17 protein-coding genes and 1 other annotated feature are annotated in these 19,997 nt (G+C 43.1%); of the genes, 3 read left to right on the forward strand and 14 right to left on the reverse strand.

Annotated features, from left to right (window positions below):
* Positions 1-89: 89 nt before the first annotated feature.
* The 3 genes from NSS87_RS17990 to NSS87_RS18000 are packed head-to-tail and all read right to left on the reverse strand — an operon-like array spanning position 90 to position 3,671.
* Positions 90-1,721 (reverse strand): extracellular solute-binding protein, encoded by a 1,632-nt coding sequence (locus tag NSS87_RS17990; RefSeq protein WP_339241794.1) that lies wholly within the window; start codon positions 1,719-1,721, stop codon positions 90-92.
* Between the two features lie 57 nt (positions 1,722-1,778).
* The gene (locus tag NSS87_RS17995; protein ID WP_052404326.1) at positions 1,779-2,678 is read right to left on the reverse strand and encodes a carbohydrate ABC transporter permease; all 900 of its coding nucleotides are present in this window, start codon (positions 2,676-2,678) and stop codon (positions 1,779-1,781) included.
* Positions 2,679-2,702: 24 nt separating this feature from the next.
* Positions 2,703-3,671 carry an ABC transporter permease subunit gene (locus NSS87_RS18000; RefSeq protein ID WP_339241797.1) on the reverse strand — a complete coding sequence of 323 codons (969 nt, stop codon included), beginning with the start codon at positions 3,669-3,671 and terminating at the stop codon, positions 2,703-2,705.
* A 250-nt stretch (positions 3,672-3,921) separates the two neighbouring features.
* Here NSS87_RS18000 and NSS87_RS18005 point away from each other — a divergent pair, with 250 nt between their 5' ends.
* Both NSS87_RS18005 and NSS87_RS18010 read left to right on the forward strand, forming a co-directional pair.
* Positions 3,922-5,361: a response regulator gene (locus NSS87_RS18005; RefSeq protein ID WP_339241799.1), complete on the forward strand. Its 1,440-nt coding sequence runs from the start codon at positions 3,922-3,924 to the stop codon at positions 5,359-5,361.
* The gene (locus NSS87_RS18010) at positions 5,348-7,126 is read left to right on the forward strand and encodes a histidine kinase (protein WP_339241801.1); all 1,779 of its coding nucleotides are present in this window, start codon (positions 5,348-5,350) and stop codon (positions 7,124-7,126) included. Before NSS87_RS18005 ends, NSS87_RS18010 begins: the two co-directional genes overlap by 14 nt.
* A gap of 71 nt (positions 7,127-7,197) precedes the next feature.
* Here the strand turns inward: NSS87_RS18010 and NSS87_RS18015 are convergent, their stop codons facing one another.
* The 5 genes from NSS87_RS18015 to NSS87_RS18035 all read right to left on the reverse strand — a co-directional run bounded on the left by NSS87_RS18015 (position 7,198) and on the right by NSS87_RS18035 (position 11,796).
* A complete protein-coding gene (locus NSS87_RS18015) occupies positions 7,198-8,595 on the reverse strand; it encodes a sulfatase (RefSeq protein WP_339241803.1) in 1,398 nt (465 codons plus the stop codon).
* Between the two features lie 106 nt (positions 8,596-8,701).
* The gene (locus tag NSS87_RS18020; RefSeq protein ID WP_339241805.1) at positions 8,702-9,535 is read right to left on the reverse strand and encodes an AraC family transcriptional regulator; all 834 of its coding nucleotides are present in this window, start codon (positions 9,533-9,535) and stop codon (positions 8,702-8,704) included.
* A 39-nt stretch (positions 9,536-9,574) separates the two neighbouring features.
* A complete protein-coding gene (locus NSS87_RS18025) occupies positions 9,575-10,552 on the reverse strand; it encodes a formylglycine-generating enzyme family protein (protein ID WP_339241807.1) in 978 nt (325 codons plus the stop codon).
* Between the two features lie 36 nt (positions 10,553-10,588).
* Positions 10,589-11,122 carry a chromate transporter gene (locus tag NSS87_RS18030; RefSeq protein ID WP_339241809.1) on the reverse strand — a complete coding sequence of 178 codons (534 nt, stop codon included), beginning with the start codon at positions 11,120-11,122 and terminating at the stop codon, positions 10,589-10,591.
* Between the two features lie 11 nt (positions 11,123-11,133).
* Positions 11,134-11,796, reverse strand: coding sequence for a chromate transporter (locus tag NSS87_RS18035; protein WP_339241811.1), 663 nt, complete (start codon positions 11,794-11,796; stop codon positions 11,134-11,136).
* Positions 11,797-11,981: 185 nt separating this feature from the next.
* On the opposite strand from NSS87_RS18035, the gene NSS87_RS18040 reads away from it, so the two are divergent.
* A complete protein-coding gene (locus NSS87_RS18040) occupies positions 11,982-13,181 on the forward strand; it encodes an ROK family protein (RefSeq protein WP_042189056.1) in 1,200 nt (399 codons plus the stop codon).
* A gap of 66 nt (positions 13,182-13,247) precedes the next feature.
* Here the strand turns inward: NSS87_RS18040 and NSS87_RS18045 are convergent, their stop codons facing one another.
* From NSS87_RS18045 to NSS87_RS18070, 6 genes are all read right to left on the reverse strand, one after another.
* Entirely contained in the window at positions 13,248-14,492 is a 1,245-nt protein-coding gene (locus NSS87_RS18045) for an anaerobic sulfatase maturase (protein ID WP_339241814.1), read from the reverse strand.
* 211 nt (positions 14,493-14,703) lie between these two features.
* On the reverse strand, positions 14,704-14,991 hold the full coding sequence (locus tag NSS87_RS18050) for a hypothetical protein (RefSeq protein WP_339248610.1): 288 nt from the start codon (positions 14,989-14,991) through the stop codon (positions 14,704-14,706).
* 204 nt (positions 14,992-15,195) lie between these two features.
* Positions 15,196-16,455 carry a tyrosine--tRNA ligase gene (gene tyrS / locus NSS87_RS18055; protein WP_042189064.1) on the reverse strand — a complete coding sequence of 420 codons (1,260 nt, stop codon included), beginning with the start codon at positions 16,453-16,455 and terminating at the stop codon, positions 15,196-15,198.
* Positions 16,456-16,594: 139 nt separating this feature from the next.
* Positions 16,595-16,825, reverse strand: a binding site (T-box leader).
* A gap of 120 nt (positions 16,826-16,945) precedes the next feature.
* The gene (locus tag NSS87_RS18060) at positions 16,946-17,758 is read right to left on the reverse strand and encodes a DNA alkylation repair protein (protein WP_339241816.1); all 813 of its coding nucleotides are present in this window, start codon (positions 17,756-17,758) and stop codon (positions 16,946-16,948) included.
* Between the two features lie 112 nt (positions 17,759-17,870).
* Complete coding sequence (locus NSS87_RS18065) at positions 17,871-18,551, reverse strand: Crp/Fnr family transcriptional regulator (RefSeq protein ID WP_339241818.1); 681 nt, start codon at positions 18,549-18,551, stop codon at positions 17,871-17,873.
* A gap of 81 nt (positions 18,552-18,632) precedes the next feature.
* A complete protein-coding gene (locus NSS87_RS18070) occupies positions 18,633-19,688 on the reverse strand; it encodes an LLM class flavin-dependent oxidoreductase (protein WP_042189070.1) in 1,056 nt (351 codons plus the stop codon).
* Positions 19,689-19,997: the final 309 nt, after the last annotated feature.

Consider the following 19,997-nt stretch of genomic DNA (forward strand, 5'->3'; position numbering starts at 1 on the left):
ATCAGTAGCGCCGCACATTCTTGGTTCTACTTCAAATCATTAAACGGAAGATCCGGGCTGCTTCAGCCCGGATCTTCTCTATCCATCAATTATTCAATACCTTGTTCTTTGGCCTTCGCATTTACTTCTTCTATCATTTTATCAAGACCTTTAGCCTTATAATCGTTCACAATGTTATTCCAGTAACTCTCAACGGGTTCTTTGGAAAGCATGATCTTAAGCAGATCATCATGGTCCAGCACAGTAAATTTATCCTTTGTTGGAGTGGACAAATACGTTAACCGAATGTCATATTCTGGAACCTTCGTATTGTTCTGAATCCAATCGATATAATCGACAGCTTCTTTGCGGATCCCTTCGTTAGCGATCGTCGGGTTATCCATGTTATAGCTATCGGAAGTTTCATAAGCCACCAAATTTTTTAGAAATCTACTAGCTGGATACTTCTCATTTAATGAACCCTTTTCAATGACAACCTTCTGCCCATTTTCGATCTTGTAATCGACACCTTCAATGCCATAAGTCAACAGGTCCTTGCCTTCAGGAGACAACACATAATCATAGAGTGCCATGATGCGATCCATCTTTTTATCGTCAACCTTATTGCTGAAATAACTTTCCGACCAGTACGTTTTAAAAATAGCATGTGAGCGTTCACCATCAGGTCCAATAAGTGGCTTGAGTGCCTTTACGCTCTCCATGATATCCTTATCCGGATAAGCTGTTTTCCAGCGTTTTTCATACATATCGCTATTTAAATTTATAAAACCGCCACCGCTTAGAAGAGCAGCTGCTTTACCTGCTACGAAATTATCATAAGACTCTGCAGGCTTTACAAGCGCGATGTCTGGATCGATCAAACCTTTTTCGTACATATTCTTCATGTTTTGTAACGCCGGAAGCGCATTTTTCGAAAATACAGCAGGTATAAACTTACCGTCCTCTTTGATCCATTTAAAGTCACTGCCGCTTCCATCACTCGTGGCGACCGGGTTACCGTACAACCAGAAGAATCCGCCCAGCATCTTGGTAGTTGTCGTCGTAAGACCGGTAATATGCTTCCCTTCCGGATCCGACTTCACGATTGCATCAAGCATAGCTTCAAACTCTTCCCAGGTCTCGGGTTCTTTTGTGATTCCAGCTTTTTGAGCAAGATCCCATCGATAGAACACCATACGATCCAGTGCGCTCCAATCGACACTCGGGAACATCCGGCGAGGAACGGTATAATACTTTCCGTCTACACCTAAACCTTTAATGTCCGGCGATTCGAAGTATTTTGCAAGGTTAGGATACTTAGAAAGATCCGGAAGTGCTTTGACAACACCTTGTTCAACCCATTTACGCTGATATTGCGTACCGACAGCGTCGATCGCGAAAATATCAGGCAATTGACCGGAAGCAGCCCACATTTGAATCTTCTGGGTATAGTCATCCCAGGTCATATTGACAGGTTTTAATGTAATGTTGAATTTTTCTAATACTTGTTTGGCGATCGGGTCTTTTTCGATGTTAGCAATTTCAGCATCCGCGTCCCAGAAACCAAGAGAAATGGTCATTGGATCCTTGTAAGGGTTGTCCGTGGAATTAGAAGAATCCGGAGATACTTCACCGTTTGATGCCGTCTGCCCTTTGTCGTTATTGCCTCCACCGCAAGCCGTGAGCACCGAAGCCAATAAAGTTATGCATAATGCCAGTGTCATCATTTTCTTTCTAAGCATGCTTGAAACCTCCCTTTATACTATTTTAGGATAGAATCAATCTATTTAAAATCTTTCTTATCCTTTTATCGAACCAACCATAATGCCTTTATTAAAATGCTTCTGCAGGAACGGATAAACAACAATAATCGGAATACTCGAAACTACAATTGCAGCCATTTGAAGTGCAGGTGTGTAGACCTTCCCCGTCTGCTCCTGCTCGGCCATCGTCTGTGCCATTTGACTTAGCAAGGAATTTGAAGTAATGAGTGTCTCACGTAAATAAATCTGAAGCGGGGCCTTTGAAGCGTCACTGATAAAGATCAACGCGTACCACCATTCATTCCATCTTTCCACGGCATAGAACAAAGCAAAGGTCGCCATGAATGGGGCAGAGATCGGAATAATGATTTTGTAAAGGATGTACAGATCATTTGCCCCATCCAGCTTAGCTGACTCTTCCAGACTTTCTGGAATCGTGTTGAAATAGTTTTTCATAATGATCAGGTAAAACGTATTGAGACCGGCGGGTATGATCATGACGAGTATATTGTTTACGAATCCTAGATCTTTAACGACTAGATAAAAGGGAATTAAACCGCCATTGAAAAACATAGTGAACAAGATCAAACTAAGCATTATGTTTCTTCCCGGCATGCCCCGCTTGGATAATGCGTATGCTCCCGCTACAGAGATTGTCATGCTGAACAACACGCCAACCGCCGTTACGATGACAGAATTTAAAATCGAAGTCCAAAACTTCATATCCTGAAGCAACAGCTTGTATGCCGACAGGTCAAACGAAAGCGGAAAAATATAAAAGTCACTTTTACTAATCGCTTCGAACTTTGCAACTGAGATAATAAGAACATTATAGAAGGGAAAAAATGTTACTAGTGCTAGAAGCCCCAGAACCACGAATGCGACGATATCGAAGACACTCCATTTTTTTCTCTTTTTAACCGTTGTGTCGGTCACTTGCTTCACCCCTTTTCCTGCAAATTAATACAGTCCTTCCTCACCCATTTTCTTAGCGAACGAATTGGCCGCCCATAAAAGGATTAGGCTGATAATGGACTTGACGACACCCACGGCGGTCATATATCCAAAGTCGCCCCCAATCGTGAATGAAGTCCGATAAATGTATGTATCGATCGTGTCGGCAACCGAATATACCGGTGAACTATACAGATTGAATATTTGCTCGAAGCTCGAACCTTGCGTCAATAATTGTCCAACTTGAAGAATTAACAAAACTGCGACGGTACTCTTCAAGCCCGGCCATGCGATGTTTAGCAGGCGGCGAAACCGGTTCGCTCCGTCCACTTCCGCCGCTTCAAACAGCTCAGGATTGATCCCTGCAAGCGCTGCTAAGTAAATGATTGAATCCCAACCGATCTCTCGCCACACATGTGTGATATACAGAACAGGTCTAAATGCACTTTCATCTACAAGCGGAGAATTTGGATCCCCGCCAAACAACATGATGATCTGGTTATAAATCCCGTCCTTGCTTAAAATATTGATGATAATCCCTGACAGCACAACCCACGAAATAAAATGTGGAAACGTCAGGATCGTCTGAAAAAACCGCTTCATTTTTGTCCTGGAAAACTCATATAAAACAATCGCCAGGATAATGGGCATCGGAAAATGAGTGATCAGCTTCATCAAGCTGATAATGACCGTATTCCAAAATGCCCTACGAAAATCGGGGTCGGTCAACAGCGTTTGAAAATTCTCTAAGCCAATCCAGGGACTTCCCAGGATCCCCTTACTGTAATCAAATGATTTGAATGCTAACGTTACACCGTACATGGGAGCATAGCTGAAGAGGGCGTACCAGATTAACACCGGTAGAACCATGAGGTAAAAATACTTGTACTGTAAAATCGTTTTCCCTAAGCTTTGCTTAGGAGCACGAGTCTTTAAGCTTCGCTTAGGCGTACGAGCGGTTACAGAATCAGCCAATCTTCTCCCCACCTTTCTGTATGAGATTGTTTATGCTTGTAAGCGATTTATATGGTAAATTATATCGGGAGTGTAAATTATCTTGTATAGAGGATACAACTCCGGTCATGTGGATTTTTCACACCTTTGTGGGTGACCTTCCTGTGACACGTAATATCGGACATAGTGAGCGTAAGATAGTCCATACCCCCCTTGATCCACAATCGCTAGGATAAATCTAAGAGCTCCATATAGAAAGGGGGATTCACTTATGCGTTCAGTGATTATTGCAGATGATGAGAAGTGGATTGTAGAGGGAATTAAAGCAGGAGTAAATTGGAAGAAATACGGCTTTGAAGTGATCGACGATGCCGAAAACGGGCAAGAAGCCCTGCAATTAATTCAATCGCTTCGCCCCACCCTTGTTCTAACAGATATTAAAATGCCTGTAATGAATGGGCTAGAGCTCATTCAACGTGGTAAAGCCATCGCACCTGATACAATTTTCATCGTACTCAGCGGACATGCAGAGTTCGCTTATGCACAAAAAGCGATGAATTATGGTACGTTCGGATACTGCCTGAAACCATTTGAAATCGAAGAAATCGAAGGAATGCTTAACCGAATAGCCCAGCAACACGAATCGAAGGTGGTTAAAGAAAGCCCTGTCCACGACTTCGAACTATATGAAGCGGTTTGTTCCGGAGATCTTGAACGAATCAGCTTACGGTTGGACGAGAAGCGAATCCCCTTGTCGGAAGATCGCCCTCATATCCCCATTGTTATCCAAGGGTTAAGTTCGCCCGCAGATGTCGGGCAATTCTCTTCCTTGGTCTTCCCGATGAGCCGCCGACGTTATGGTTACTTATTGGAAGAGTGCCAATACGAAGTCTTCCTTCGGGGTCTTGAACATACAGAGGTTGTACAAGAATGCGGGGTCGGGATCGGTCCTCCTATTTCGGATATACATCAACTGGATGCGGCTTTAGAATCCGCTTCTCATGCTGCTTTCAGTATGTTCACAACGGGGATGCCTGGATGTTATCCGGTGAATCCACAACAGGAAATACCGATCGACGAGAAGCTCAAAGAGATCTCCCGGATTCTTCATAATAAAGACCGGCTCGGTTTTATAGCAGCCATGGAATCGATAAAGAAATTATTCAAAGAGGGAACGTTCACCATTAAAGAAGCCTATTTGCTCTACACATCGATCCTCTACTTATTTCCTCGGGAAGGGACTCGGGTTAACGGCCGTTTTTTTGAAGGATATGAACAGCTCTATTATCGATACGGTACGGCTGAAGCTATGATCGATGATTTGATTCTTATGACGCTTGATATTTTTATGAACAGAAACGAAACTGATATTTCACGAATTTCAAACCACAAAGTCAAAGAAATCATGTTGTACATCCGCAACCACTTCAATCAAGAAATCTCGATTCAACATTTAGCCAATCAGTTCTTCTTAAGTCCAAATTACTTATGCCAATTATTCAAGAAAGAAGTCGGCGAGACCATCATCGAACATATCAGTCGATTAAGAATTGAATACGCTTGTAAAATGCTGGTCGAAACCGACCTTTCCATTTACCAAATCGGTGAGAAATGCGGTTTTCAGGATTATTTCTACTTCACACGAATTTTTAAACGGCATCTCAAAATGACACCTACGCAATATAGGGAACAAAGCAATGAAGACATTTAAGAGATTATCCATCCGTACTCAGGTTCTTTTATTTGGTTTATTTATTGTTGCCATTATCCCAATCATCGTTTCACGAGTCTACCAACTATCAAGCGAGACCATCATTAATCAAAATACGCAATACAATACGGAGCTGGTCTCCCTTCTCAAGCAACGGATTTCTAACAACTATGCCAACGTTTCTTCCATGATGATGAATGTAGGATACGATTCGACCGTCCAAAAGTTCCTAGTCGAGAATGATAAGCTTCGAGGCTACGACCTTTCCCAAAAGGTAGAGGGACTATTGAGTATCGCGCGAAATATGAATACGGACATTTTAGATATTATTGTTATCGGCAGCTCTAACACACGTATTTCCTTAGCGGGAAGAACCAAATATGCCGTCGATCTTATGAAGACGGCTGGGGATGATGGAATCGTTCATTATCGCGGATACAGTCCTCCAGACAAGGTCATCGACAAGAGAAAATTACTGTTCGGGATGAACATCTTTGCTTCAGGTGACACGTCCCTATATGGCGAAAAAATTGGCTACATCGCAGTTATTGTGGATATGAAGGCTATTCAAACTGAAATTTCAGAGTACCCTCGATTAGTCGGAACCAGCTTTTTTATGATGGATGATAAAGGGCTGATCTACTCAAATAGTGATGAGCCGGAGGACATGCTCCAGCAGTTTCAAACTCGGGCAACTGGAAGGGATGGAGAGTCAATCGTCGAAACAGTTAACGGAAAGAAATATGCAATTCAGTCCTTTATCTTACCGGAGATCTCTGGAAAAATTATAACCGCTGTTCCTGTCCATAATTTAATGAAAGAACTGGAGAAATTAAAGAAGGTCAGCTATGCTCTTCTAGCATTAATCTTATTGGTCGTCTCTATTCCCTACTCTGTACTCATGATGAATCTCTTAAGACCGTTGTCTAGGCTTATGCGCTATATGAATCAATTAAAAGGCGGAAGTCTAGGAATATTGAACAACAAGGTCGATTTAAAAGGCTATGCTGAAATTGAAATCATCTCTCGACAGTTCAATGATATGACAACGCGGATTCACGATTTGACGGACCAATTAATCGATGCAAACACCCAGCTTTACCAGACAGATCTGGAAAAGCAACGTGCCGAATACTCGTATTTGCAAAGTCAAATTAATCCCCATTTCTTAAGCAATACTTTAGATACAATCAAAGGCGTTGCGATCGTAAAAGGAAATCGGGAAATCTACGAAATGACTACCGCCTTAAGCACAATGCTCAAGTACAGCATCAAAGGCAAGGAGGAGGTAACTCTTGGGGAAGAGCTGAAAATCGCAGAATCTTGTGTGAGGATTTACCAAGGCCGTTTCCCTGACAAATTCAGTTACAAGCTGTTCTGTCCACAGGAATGGTTACACATTCCCGTACCTAAAATGATCCTTCAACCTATTGTCGAAAATGCGCTTGGTCATGGACTTGAGGCTCAAGGTCAGGGAGTCTTGCTGATCACAGTAGAGAAAAGCGAAGCGGGACTGCTTGAAATCGCTGTAGAAGATAATGGTGTAGGCATCATTGCTGTGAGACTGGAACAGCTAACCGAGCTGCTGGCTGGTAAGAACATAGAATCCGGTGATCATATCGGGCTCCTAAACGTAAACAACCGTCTAAATCTTAAGTACGGTGATCCCTGCGGCGTTCTGCTATACAGTAAGGAAGGTAGCGGGACGAAAACCGTTTTGAGGCTACCCGGGGCTTTAATTGATCAGCAAGAAGCCAGAGAATAAAAAAGGAGGTTGCCCTTTCAGGGGCAGCCGCCTTCTCAGTTGTCTTTCTTTCCTCATTCAAAGGGACAACGCTAAGCATCCTTTGAGGATGAGCTCGCATACTCTTTCGCATGATAGGGTCCACCTTCCATAAGTACCGTCCATAATGGATCGATATCACAGTCCATGGAGCTCATCATGTTGTCATGCCATTCATTCAACAGATAGACAGCCTTCATACAAATGTCTTTACGCACTTCGGCGAGATTATGTTGTTCGTAAGGATCATGCTTCATATCAAACAACATTTCTTTCGGAAATCCATGGTGTCCGTCATGATAGGTGCGTATATATAACCATTCCTCAAATCGGATGCTGCGTTGACACACATGCGCGCATTGTGAGATTACGAGATACTCACGCCCTCCTAAATGTCCCTCTAGAATGGTATCAGCATAACTTTCACCATCCCAAGAAGGAGCCCCTTTCAAATTCAGAAGGCTTGCTAATGTCGGTCCGAGATCAAGGTGATAATGTAGCCCATCCTCCACTATTCCCTTCTTGCCGCCTGGCCAGCGAATAATCATCGGAATACGGCAAGTCGCCTCGTCTGCCGTGCCGTGCTCGGAGTAAATCCCTAGCTCGCCCAGGCTCTCTCCGTGATCCGCTGAGATCAAGATAGCAGTATCTTCCATCACGCCAAGTTCTCTGAGCTTAGAAAATACTTTCCCGAGATGCTCGTCCAGATACTTAACTCCAGCATCATAGTTGTCAAAGATAACTCGCAGGTCATCACGATTCTCTATCTCCTGCTGATGCCTAAAATGCTGATGATAATGCGATTTCGCGAGTGCATTCATATCTTCAATACTATGCTGTCCCTTTTTACTCCGGTGAAGCTCAAACACGTCTTCCGTGATCCAATCGGGTAAAAGCTCCTTCTCGAACGGATTACCGTAGCTCTCGGGTGTACGATAAGGCGTATGAGGATCCCAGAAATTCAGGTGCAGAAACCAATTTTCGGACTCCCCATTATCCTCAAGCCATTTAAGTGCCACAGGAAGCACCTGCTCTGCCGTCTCATGCCCCCTTCCACCAACATTGAACACTTCTTGAAAACCGGCATTAAAGGTCCAGGCCGAGTGCCGTTCGGCGAAGGTGCTAATCGACGCGGTTTTCATGGCAGCTTGCCTTAATATAGCGGGAAGACTCTCCATTCCCAGCCGGTCATTAAATTCGCGTTGCGCCCCTTCTCTACGCATATCAGCAGCGGTCCCGCCATGTCCTACAATCCCATTATGAATGCCAAATCGTCCCGACATTAAAGCAGAACGGGACGGTAGACACGGCGCATCTGAACAATAGTAGTTGGTAAAGGTGACACCTTCTTTAGCGATTGAATCGATATTCGGGGAGGTATTCCGATGATAGCCATAACATCCCAGATGGTCCGGGCGAAGCGAATCCAAATCCAAATACAAGATTCTCATGAGTTATACCCTGCCTTTCCTTTTAATCGAAATGGTTACGCATCGATTCGGGCAGTTCAGAATGATCTGCTCATGCTTATAGAGTAAATGAATATGGAAAGCTCCGCTATGGAGTAGCGATGTTTGTTTTTGTATATTCGATACTTTTTCGGTACTCTGCCGGACCCCTGCCGTATTCGCCACGAAATACCTTACTGAAATGTGAAGCATCATAATAACCACAGCTCTGGGAGATATGCTCGATGGTATAATCCGTATACTCCAACATTTGTTTAGCTTGCTGCAGCCGTAATTTTCGTAACATTTGCATAGGTGTCAATTTATATATTTTCTGAAACGCCCGGCTAAAATAAACAGGATTCATATGATAGAGCTTGGAAAGCTCCTCTCTACTAATCTCCTGATCAAGTCTCTCCTCCATATATTTCAACGCCTCGTTAAAGCGGTCCGTGACATAGGGATCTCGTGATGAGCGGCGCCCGCCAAGCTTGGTGCTCTCCATAATTTCATAAAGGAGAAGAAATGCCAATGAACCGACCTGAACATTTCTGAAATCATCCTCCTCCTGCAACCACAGGCTTCGCAGCTCGTCAAACCTTCGCTCATATTCGCTTTGATCCCGAATCCGAATCACCTTGCCTAGCGGGAATAACTTGAAGAAGTCATCTCCGTCTCGCACCTTTGCGTTAATATTAAACAGATAATGTACGCCTTCCATTTTGGAGATCACATTAAAAGGCTCGTTAGGACGGTGGATCATCACGTCTCCGGCAGAAGCAACATATTCTCCCTCGGAGGATGTCGTCAATACCTCACCTTTTTGGATATAAGAGACGGTATAACAAGACTGGACGTAATCGAATAAGATCCGCTTCTGATATTGAATTTTTATGACGTCCAGCACGGTGATATCAAACTGACTATGAATGATAGAGGACAAAGAAGTTCCTCCTTCTAATGTAGTAGTCTTTATGTATTCTCAACCGGTATAATCAGCCGCACATCGAAAGCCAATATTTCCTGCAGAGCTGTCTGGTGTATTTTTGCTCCTGGCCGCCACCCGATAACGGTTACAATAAGATTTATGGCACAAATACGATCCTCCGCGCATCGACCTTGCTACACCACTTACCGGGCCTCTCGGATTCACGGATTCGGAAGATATATGATAGTCCTTAGTAAACCAATCCTCGCACCATTCCCACACGTTTCCTGACATATTATAAAGACCATAGCCGTTAGGCAGATAGGACCTTACAGGTGCGGTACCTGCAAAACCATCGCTGGCATGATTTTTATCGGGAAACTTTCCCTGCCAAATATTGCAGCGATGCTCTCCGCCTGGTTTTAATTCGTCTCCCCAAGGATACCGTTTCTGAACCAGACCTCCTCGTGCGGCATACTCCCACTCCGCTTCCGTAGGCAGACGTTTGCCGGCCCAGCTGCAATATGCATCAGCATCATGCCAAGATATGTGGATCACCGGATGATCAAGGCGTTCGTCTATTTGAGAATCCTGACCTTCCGGATGACACCAATTTGCTCCCTCTACCACCCACCACCAGGGAGTTTGAGTAGCTACTTGGGTCACCTTTTTCCCTGTCTCCATGGAAACAAAAGTATGAAACACATAAGACCAACCGAAACGCTCCGCATCTGTAACGTAGTTTGTTTCCTTGATAAAAGCAGCAAACTGCTTATTCGTAACTGCCGTTGCATCAATCAAAAAGGGAGATAAGGTAACATTCCTAGCAGGCCCTTCTCCGTCTGCGGGAAACCCTTCTTTGTCATCCGTCCCCATAAGAAAAGTGCCTCCAGGAATAAGGATCATGCCCGAGAAATCTTTATCCCCTTCTGATCTTTGGAGAGTTGTGTTCTCCTTACAAACATCGATGGAACCTTGTTTCTCGACTTGATTTCGACTAGCTGAACAGCAAGCCCGTATATTCTCTGACATGTACTTACCTCCAATCTGGGATTGTCCCGGCTCTGTCTAAAAAAAGGCTACACCAAGAATGCCAGAGGCAACGATAATGGTGAGCGGATGCAGCTTATATTTTATTAAACCATAAAGTGCAGCGAATACAATGATCAATGTGCCAATGGTCTGCCAACTAATGAAAGCGTGTTCCATGCTATTTAATCCAAACCGAATCGCAGCATAGGCAATCAAGCCTGTAATCACTGGTCGCAACCCATAAAATAACGTTTTAATCCATTGACTGTCCCTCACCCGATAAAAAAAGATGGAAATAACAATGATGATAATTAATGAAGGCAGAACCATACCTAATGTCGACACAATCGCTCCTTCAATTCCAGCTACACGATATCCAATCAAGGTTGCACTGTTCGTTGCAACAGGGCCCGGTGACATCCCTGCGATGGAAACTACCTCTTGAAATTCCCTTTCAGATAACCAGCCACCAGCCATAGCTTCATGCTGAATCATCGGAATGATTGCGTACCCTCCTCCAAAGGAGAGCAGTCCAATTTTTATAAAGATAAAAAATAAATTCCAAATCACATCGCTTCCCCCTAGATGTAATACTCCGGATAATTCGATTCTTCATCAGAAGCTTTCAAGGAATCCTTCTCTGTCCGAACTTGGAGCCCTAAGAGCTGTTTGATTGGCATATATACAAAACCGATAATCAATCCAACTGCGATCACATATATGGGATTGATTCCGGAAACTAATAAAACAATCGGTATAAGCAACGCCGTAACAGCCGTAGTCTTGTCAAATATAGCGTTCTTGGCCATTCGATATGCTGCTACTAGGATCAAGGCAATAACAGCACCATGAATCCCCTTCATGGCGGCAATAACTTTTGGTTGGTCGGCCAGTTGTGAGTAAACGGCGCTAAGCAAACAAACAATGATAAAGGTTGGAATCGTAATCCCAGCGATTGCAGCAATCGCACCCTTCACTCCAGCAAGACGATAACCAATGAATGCCGCCGCATTTACACCTACCCCACCTGGTGCTGCGCCAGCTAAAGATAGAATTTCATCCATCTCCTCTTCAGCCAGCCATTTCCGTTTAGTGGAAATTTCCCGTTCGATCATAGGGATCATCGCATAACCTCCCCCGAAAGTTACGGGACCGATTCGAACAAATACCCAAAACAACTGGAACAATAGACTTATCCTTAGGTCTGTATTCGTCGTCGCATTTATTTTCATAGTTGTTCTCATGGATTCCACCCTTATATTTTCTGTCGTAATTTCATTATATCACTTTTTCCCAAAATGGAATTAAGTTTTTGAACGGTAAAATACAATCTATGGTTTATGCGTTATACTATATTAATGATAATAAATACAAACTTTATAAAAAACGATCTTTCTAGTTCATCCTATACATAGCTTGGAGGTATATCGTGGAAAAGCGTTCGACACACATTCCATCCCCAAAGAAACTCCTATACGACCGAATCGCCGAACAAGGCACAGTTTCCAAGTTAGATCTTCTACAAACATTTTCACTTACCAAAAGCACAATGACCCGAATATTAGATGAAATGACGGAAGAAGGCTTGCTGATAGAATGCGGATTCGGGGAATCAAGCGGAGGCAGAAGACCTATTTTATACCAGATCAATCCTTCCTACGGCTACATCATCGGTTTAGAGATTTCCAGGCTGTATTCTTCCCTTGGTTTATTTGATATGCAAATGAACCCAAAATCAATTGTTCACTGGCGAATGGATCAGGCATTCACACCTGAAAGATTTATGGATCACATAAGTAATCAAATACGCGCCTTCCTTAGAGACCATCAGCTGAAGGACAGTCAAATTATTGGGATAGGAATAGGAGCCGTGGGACCGCTTGACCGGGAAAATGGTTTAATCTTAAAGCCGCTACATTTCCCTGCTTCAGGCTGGAACAATCTCCCGATTTGCACTCTGGTGGAGGAACGGACAGGCTTCAAAGCTTGGTTGGACAACGGAGCAAATTCCGCACTGCTTGGGGAACGCTGGTCCATCCGTCACGCTAACATTCAACATATGCTCTATGTACATGCTGGAGCAGGGATCCGCTATGCGATGATGTCGCATGGAAGTATTGTTCATGGGACGATGGATATGGAAGATGCCATTGGTCAAATGATCATCCAGACAGATGGACCCCGATTAAATAATGATGGGAACTACGGTGCTCTGGAAGCATTCGTATCTGTGCAGGCGCTAGAACAAAGTGCACGCTCAGAGGCAAAAAATGACAACGACCTGATCCTCCAAAGATATAAAGTCTCGCCTGAGAAGCTAACTTATGATGTACTCGTGCAAGCCTTTAGAGATGGTAATCCACACGCACGTGAATTATTTACTCAAGCCGCCATTCACTTCGGGATTGGCCTCGCCAACGTTATCAACCTGTTACATCCTGAGACTATCATTTTAGGTGGTGCGCTCATCCACTCTCACGAGTTGTTCTTCCAAACGGCGGTTGAAGTGGCACAGCGTAACACTTACCGTTATCCTGAATACCAACCTCACTTCACTCTAGGTACTTTAAAAGAAGAAGCTGTGGTGACTGGTGCGGCTATTATGGTGAGAAATCAAATGGTTCTTTAATATAATAAAAAGGTTGTCCCAAAACCATTTGCATGATTGTTAAGACAGCCTTTTTTTTAATTTGAGCTATAGTGGTTGACAGCAACTCTTAAATTTTTTCCCGCTTCCGCAGAGACATGGATCATTTCTACCTGGAAGTGGTTTGGCACTTTTCCTGAACTCCAGCATCTGCTCCGATTTAAGTCGGTTTGCTAGCAGTATCATCCGTTCATAGGCATATGAGTAGAACATTTTATAGCTATGGCAGAAATAATCAACCTCAGTACGATCATGAACATCAAGCCAATTCCGGTTGCGCGGGCATCCCCCATTACAAAAGCTAAGATACTCACACTTATAGCATGATTCATTCATATTGGGTTTCATTAACAAAAAGTCATCATATATGGGGCTGGTAAGCAATGCTTCAAGGTCGGTATGGCCAATATTTCCTAACCTGTGCTCTTCATCAATAAAGAAATCGCAAGGATAGGCATCCCCGTTCGTTTCAAGCACCATCATCTTCGGGCAGCATGAGTTGTGGACGCATAACTCCGCCTCACGATGCATGAATACTAGAAGCATATTCTCAAAAATACGAATGGGAAGCTCCGGATACCCCTCGTTGTACCACAGATCAAATGTACGGCATAAAAACGCTCCGTATTGTTCAGGTGTAATTCGAAAGCGGCCAGGCATATCACTCTTTTGTGAGACAAAATCCATGCAAGGGATAAACTGAATATAAGGAAATTGTTGTTCCTGGTAGAATGCCATCAATTCGTCTGGTTTCATCACATTATCTTCATGAATCACCGTCAGAGTACTATATTCCACACCTTCATTCTGTAGATGGCGAATCCCACGCATAACTAGATCATAACTACCTTTCCCCGAACCCGTTTTACGATGTGCATCATGAATGGGCTCAGGACCGTCCACACTAATCCCAACCAAAAAGTTGTACCGTTTAAAAAATTTCGCCCAATTCTCATGAATTAACGTTCCGTTGGTCTGCAGCGCATTACTGATCATCGTATGAGGTGGAGCGTACTTAGCTTGGAGTGAAATCACGCGTTCAAAATATGGAAGTCCGGCTAATAGCGGCTCCCCTCCCTGCCAAGAGAAAGTCGCTATACCAAATGATCGTTTCATGTACTGAGCGATAAACCGCTCCAGAAGATCCGCATCCATCACTCGGATCGGATGATGAGGATGTCCCCCTGCTGTGCTGTAATAGCAATAATCACAGGTTAAATTACAATCCTCCGAGACGGTTTTCCACATGACATGAAGAGTCTCAGGCCTCGAGGTCTGTATGCAAGTTGTCATACGATTCTGCCCCTCCTATATAAATACATCCTTTATGAAACCTATTTCCTATTTCTTCAATTAAATCATAGGTATGTGCATCAACGATGAGTAAAACATCATAGGTAATCGAATATCTAGAGATAAAAAAATACACTCCCCATTGTCTTTCGAGACAATGGGGAGTGTATTTTCTTTGAAGATAAATAGAGCATTACCAGACACTGTTTCTTTAATTACGGACGTATTCCTTATTCGCTGTTTCCAACATTGATTTCCAATCCGTAAATTTAGTCTCTCTAACTACATGACGATCAAAAAGTTCATCAGGTATGTCAGCAACATCTTCTTCTGTCTTTACTTGAAAGTTTCCTTTGGTTACAAACTCATCGAAACTTTTGTAATTGGAATACTTACTCATAAACGCTTCATTAAACAATTTCTCGAAAGAGATGTGATTGGGATCTTCTTGATACGTTTTCTGTCCTTGTAACTCATTCATCAATTCTTCCATGGTCATTGGTTTTTGTCTTCTCAAATTACCACTCCTAATTTTCTGTTATAGTTGTAGAATATCATGTTAATCCATAAATCACACGAATCCTAAGCTTACCATAATTTTCGCTATTTCACCTTTCAAATTTCACTTAATATGCAAATGATCCGCCTCTATACTTAAAATACAACAAAAAACCTCCCTTATTCATAAGGAAGGCTCTTATTATTAGGACAATTTCACCAAGCTGTAGTTTTTCTTACCCTTACGGATAATGATAAACCGGCCCCCGATAGCTTCGCTAGCTGTAACATCCAGAGCTACGTCGCTAACTTTCTCACCATTCATGGAGATTGCTCCTTTGGTGATATCCTCACGTGCTTGACGCTTGGACGGCTCGATACCGAGATCAACCAACCACTCTACGATATTTTTAGATTCCAGTGTAGTTTCGTAGGTCGGCATTTCCTTGAAGCCTTGCTCGATCTCATCAGCAGTTAGGGATTTGATATCTCCACTGAACAGAGCAGCAGTAATACGTTTAGCCTGCTCCAGCAATTCTTCACCATGCACGAATCTGGTCATTTCTTCAGCAAGTGTTTTTTGTGCTTCGCGTTTATGCGGTTCAGTCTGTACTTTTTCCGCAAGTGCATCAATTTGCTCTTTAGATAGGAATGTAAAGTACTTCAAGTATTTCACAACATCACGGTCATCAGTGTTCGCCCAGAACTGGTAGAACTCAAACGCAGTCGTTTTGTTTGGATCGAGCCAGATTGCCCCTCCAGCTGATTTACCGAATTTTGTTCCATCAGCTTTCAACATAAGCGGGATCGTTAGACCGAATGCTTTTGCTTCAGGTCCTTCTTTTCTACGGATCAGATCCAGACCGCTTGTAATGTTGCCCCATTGATCGGAGCCACCAATTTGGAGCTGCACATCTTCATGCTGGTACAGATGCAGGTAATCTAGGGATTGCAGGATTTGGTAGGAGAATTCAGTAAAGGAAATTCCGCTGTCCAATCTGCTCGCTACAACATCTTTGGCAAGCATCGAATTGATGCTGAAGTTCTTACCATAGTCACGCAAAAATTCGATCACATTGATTTTATGCGTCCAATCGTAGTTGTTCACCATACGAATTTGATTGTCGCCATCAGTAACGAACAGCTTTTTCATTTGTGCGGTAAGCGCATCTACGTTAGCTTGGATTTGCTCCAGTGTCTGCAATGAACGCTCGGATTGTCGTCCACTTGGATCACCTATCGTACCTGTAGCACCGCCAATCAGCATAACCGGACGATGTCCTGCAAGCTGGAATCTTTTGAGTACCATGAACGGAATCAAGTGACCAATATGCATACTGTCACCCGTCGGGTCTACACCGCAGTACACCGAAACGGATTTCTGGTTGGTCAATTCTCTAAGCCCTTCGGCATCGGTTTGTTGATTGATGGCATCGCGCCATTCTAGTTCATCGATAATATTCATTGCCTAACACCCCTTAAATTAGTAGATATCCTATAACGAATCATCAGTCCGCCAAGCGAATATAAGGATAGTTGATGAAGAGAAACTTATAAATCCTTATATTTAAAAACAAAAAAATCGTCCCCTTGTCTATTGTAGACATAGGGACGATTGAATAACCGTGTTACCACCCAGATTGCACCAATGAAACGCTATTGCTAAAACACAGCATTGATGCCACTCGTGACGAGATATCGTTCGCCATTCCGCTCGGTGTTAGCCGAGATACTCCAAAGTGTAATTCGTACTCTTAGTGTGTACCGGGTTTCATCAACCCCCGGCTTTCTGAAACAGGGACTAAGCTACTACTGGGCTTCTTCAACGTATATCGTATATAAGATTACAGCCAGTATAGTGAAATAATTCTTCAATGTCAACATCTTAAGCTGAGAATGCCGAGACACACTCCTGCTGTGACGCACTACTAGAGGGCTAAGGTATTACTTCATTTTCAACGTAGATCAGCAATACTCCTTGTTGCCCGTGTTACAATCCGCTTCGTTTCCTTGGAATCCGAAGAAATTAACCACTTCTCACTAAGCTGTTGCACCCAGTCTGGATTGCTTTTACTCGCATCGTTCAACCAATTACTTACAGAATCCTGAACGTATTTTGCCGGATCTGACTTAAGTGGTTCTAATAATGGAAGTGCTATTGCTGGGTTTTCTTTTAGCGCAGTAATATGCTTCGCCCATACCCCATGTGGCCGCGTCAATTCGATTGCATATCTCCTTATGTTCGTATCTTGATCATGAACCCAGCTCTCTAAGAACTTAATGGATTCATCCAATTCTGCAATGACCGATTCCCTTAAAGCCATCCATGAAATCTCACGTACCCCAAAATGATCATCCGCTGCAAAGGGACGGATATCCATTAGCTTTTGCGATAGACTTAAAGATTGATTTAGACCGATCATATAGGCAGCCCAACAGCGGACACTATCGGAACGATGCTGCGCTAATGCTGAGAATACTCGGACTTGTTCCACCTCTGATTTGCACTCCAATACCTGTTGCCACTCCCGCGCGATAGCCGGTATGAGCTTCATGATTTTCTTTTCCGATGAATCGCGAAGCCTTTGTAAAATTGGTTCGGATTCCTGTCCAAAACCTAGCTCGTCCAGTACATTTTCTATCAAGACCATATGGTCCACAGCAAGCCATTCCGTTAGATTTACAGTCTGTAATTGTCCTTTATGCAATAGTCCAACAACATCAGCAGGAATATCGCTAACTTTTCGAGCTCCCTTCCTATGCTCCATATAAATCTTCCCTTCACCTATGATTTTAAAGGCTTGGATAACCTTCTTCTTATATCTAGGATACGGGTATTTCTAACCATAAAGATGTAATCTCATTTACAGCTCATAATCTTTATAAATTTCTTTCCAAAATCTTATCATGATGGATACGTATAGTTTTGAACCCAGTCTGAAGCACCTCAGCTTTTACCAATTCTTGCAATGCCACAGTAACCGCTTCTCTGCTCGCACCAATCAAATTGGCGATTTCTTGATGCGATAGTGGAACATTGATTTTATAATAATTATCCTCACTTTTAACGCCTAGTTGATCCGATAGCTTTAAAAGAACACACAATATTTTATCATGCAGATTTCCGATGGCTAGGTTTTGAGTTAACTGACTCATACTTTTTATACGATCGCTCAATACTTGCATTAACGACATCAAAAATCTAGGTCGAGTAGCTACGAAATCTTCAAATCTTACAGGATCAATTGTACAGATATGACACTCTTCCATGGCTTCAATGTAATGATCTTTGGTTCCAAACGAAATTACGTTCATTTCACCAAAAACATTTCCCTCACTCAGAATATCCGAAGTAAACTGCTTCCCATCCGCATTCAATCGGTATAAACGCACCTTTCCTTTTTTCACAAAAAATAATCCTTCAGAGAAGGTTGTCGGTGTCTGGATATATGTATTTTTCGGGACTACTGTTATTCGAGTTAACTCTTCCATTTCCATTAGATCTTCCAGCGCTAACGATTGAAGCAAATTGAATTGAGATAAATAATGAATAGTCTCCATTGCCCCTCCCTTATATAACGTTATTCGTTATTTTAGTATACCGCACAAAAAAAACCACGTCCTAAGGACGCAGCTTATTCGTTAAAGATTACTTGCTTCCCAGCGTGCTACTTCTTCACGAACACGAGGAGCTACTTCTGTTCCCAGCAGTCTAATCGCCTGCATAACATCATCATGAGGCATTGTACCGTGGGGCATATGTAAAAAGAATCGCGTAATTCCAACATGCTTGCGAAGATGAATGATTTTGTTCGCAACGGTTTCTGGATCACCTACATACAAAGCGCCATCAAAGCTGCATGCTGCATCATAATCGGAACGATGGTATGGGGGTGTCCCTTTTTCCTTCGCCCGCACATTGGTCCGAGCATGCGTTGAAGGGAAAAATTTCTCCAGTGCTAACTCATTAGTCTCAGCAATAAACCCGTGTGAGTGTGAGGCAATAGGCAGGCTTGAAAGATCATATCCGGCTTCAGCCGCTGCTTTTTTGTAGAGCTGCACATGCTTCGCATAATCAAGCGGTTGAACATTTCCAATAATAGCTAATACAAAGGGTAAACCTAATGCTCCAGTGCGGATCGCAGATTCTGGACTACCTGCACTCCCAATCCAAATCGGTAACGGATCTTGAACCGGACGCGGGTAAATCCCCAGATTGTTTATGGCCGCTCGGTGTTTGCCACTCCAGGTTACTTTTTCTGACTTTTGGATGGCTAATAACAATTCCAGCTTCTCATTAAAGAGTTCTTCATAATCTTTCAGATCATAGCCGAATAAAGGAAAAGACTCTGTAAACGAACCGCGGCCGATCATAATTTCTGCACGTCCATTCGAAATGCCATCTAGCGTTGCAAAATCTTGAAATACGCGTACGGGATCTGCTGAAGACAGGATCATCACGGCACTGGTCAACCGAATCTTCGTAGTCAACGATGCAGCTGCCGCTAACACAACCGCAGGTGATGAAGCCGCATAATCATTACGATGATGCTCGCCCACTCCGTATACATCTAGTCCCACCTCTTCGGCAAGTACAATTTCCTCCACTACTTCACGTAGTCGTTCTGCATGACTTATTGTCTCACCCGTTTGGACATCGGGCGTTGTCTCGACAAAGGTACTTATTCCAAGTTCCACTCTCGTTTCCTCCTAAAGTTCTGCACGATGCATTATTCTCTGGATGTAAATGTTTGAATATTCATAATTACATTTAATCAAGAAACCCATTATAATAGGATTCACCGATAATTCCAACTATTTCAGATCCCCTCGATTATTGATCGGTTTGAGGAGCCCTTATTTTAATGGTTTTGGCCATTTTGCGAGATTATCGGACTCAGATGCTGCTTTTTGCTCAAAACCAATACCAAAATGTGTGTTTTTATGGAAATAAGAACTATACGGTCCGAAACTAGTGCGATGTAAGAGCCAAGACAATATTAAAAG

Source organism: Paenibacillus sp. FSL F4-0243, from assembly GCF_037963295.1.
In the GTDB taxonomy this organism is placed as follows: Bacteria; Bacillota; Bacilli; order Paenibacillales; family Paenibacillaceae; genus Paenibacillus_AQ.

Bases quoted from the DNA above. Each gene is read 5' to 3' on its own strand.
- NSS87_RS18035 (WP_339241811.1), bottom strand. From the start codon at position 11,796: ATGAGAACAACTATGAAAATAAATGCGACGACGAATACAGACCTAAGG.
- NSS87_RS18015 (WP_339241803.1), bottom strand. From the start codon at position 8,595: ATGAGAATCTTGTATTTGGATTTGGATTCGCTTCGCCCGGACCATCTG.
- tyrS (WP_042189064.1), bottom strand. From the start codon at position 16,455: ATGAATATTATCGATGAACTAGAATGGCGCGATGCCATCAATCAACAA.
- NSS87_RS18065 (WP_339241818.1), bottom strand. From the start codon at position 18,551: ATGGAGACTATTCATTATTTATCTCAATTCAATTTGCTTCAATCGTTA.
- NSS87_RS17990 (WP_339241794.1), bottom strand. From the start codon at position 1,721: ATGCTTAGAAAGAAAATGATGACACTGGCATTATGCATAACTTTATTG.
- NSS87_RS18060 (WP_339241816.1), bottom strand. From the start codon at position 17,758: ATGGAGCATAGGAAGGGAGCTCGAAAAGTTAGCGATATTCCTGCTGAT.
- NSS87_RS18025 (WP_339241807.1), bottom strand. From the start codon at position 10,552: ATGTCAGAGAATATACGGGCTTGCTGTTCAGCTAGTCGAAATCAAGTC.
- NSS87_RS18005 (WP_339241799.1), top strand. From the start codon at position 3,922: ATGCGTTCAGTGATTATTGCAGATGATGAGAAGTGGATTGTAGAGGGA.
- NSS87_RS18045 (WP_339241814.1), bottom strand. From the start codon at position 14,492: ATGACAACTTGCATACAGACCTCGAGGCCTGAGACTCTTCATGTCATG.
- NSS87_RS18010 (WP_339241801.1), top strand. From the start codon at position 5,348: ATGAAGACATTTAAGAGATTATCCATCCGTACTCAGGTTCTTTTATTT.
- NSS87_RS18050 (WP_339248610.1), bottom strand. From the start codon at position 14,991: ATGACCATGGAAGAATTGATGAATGAGTTACAAGGACAGAAAACGTAT.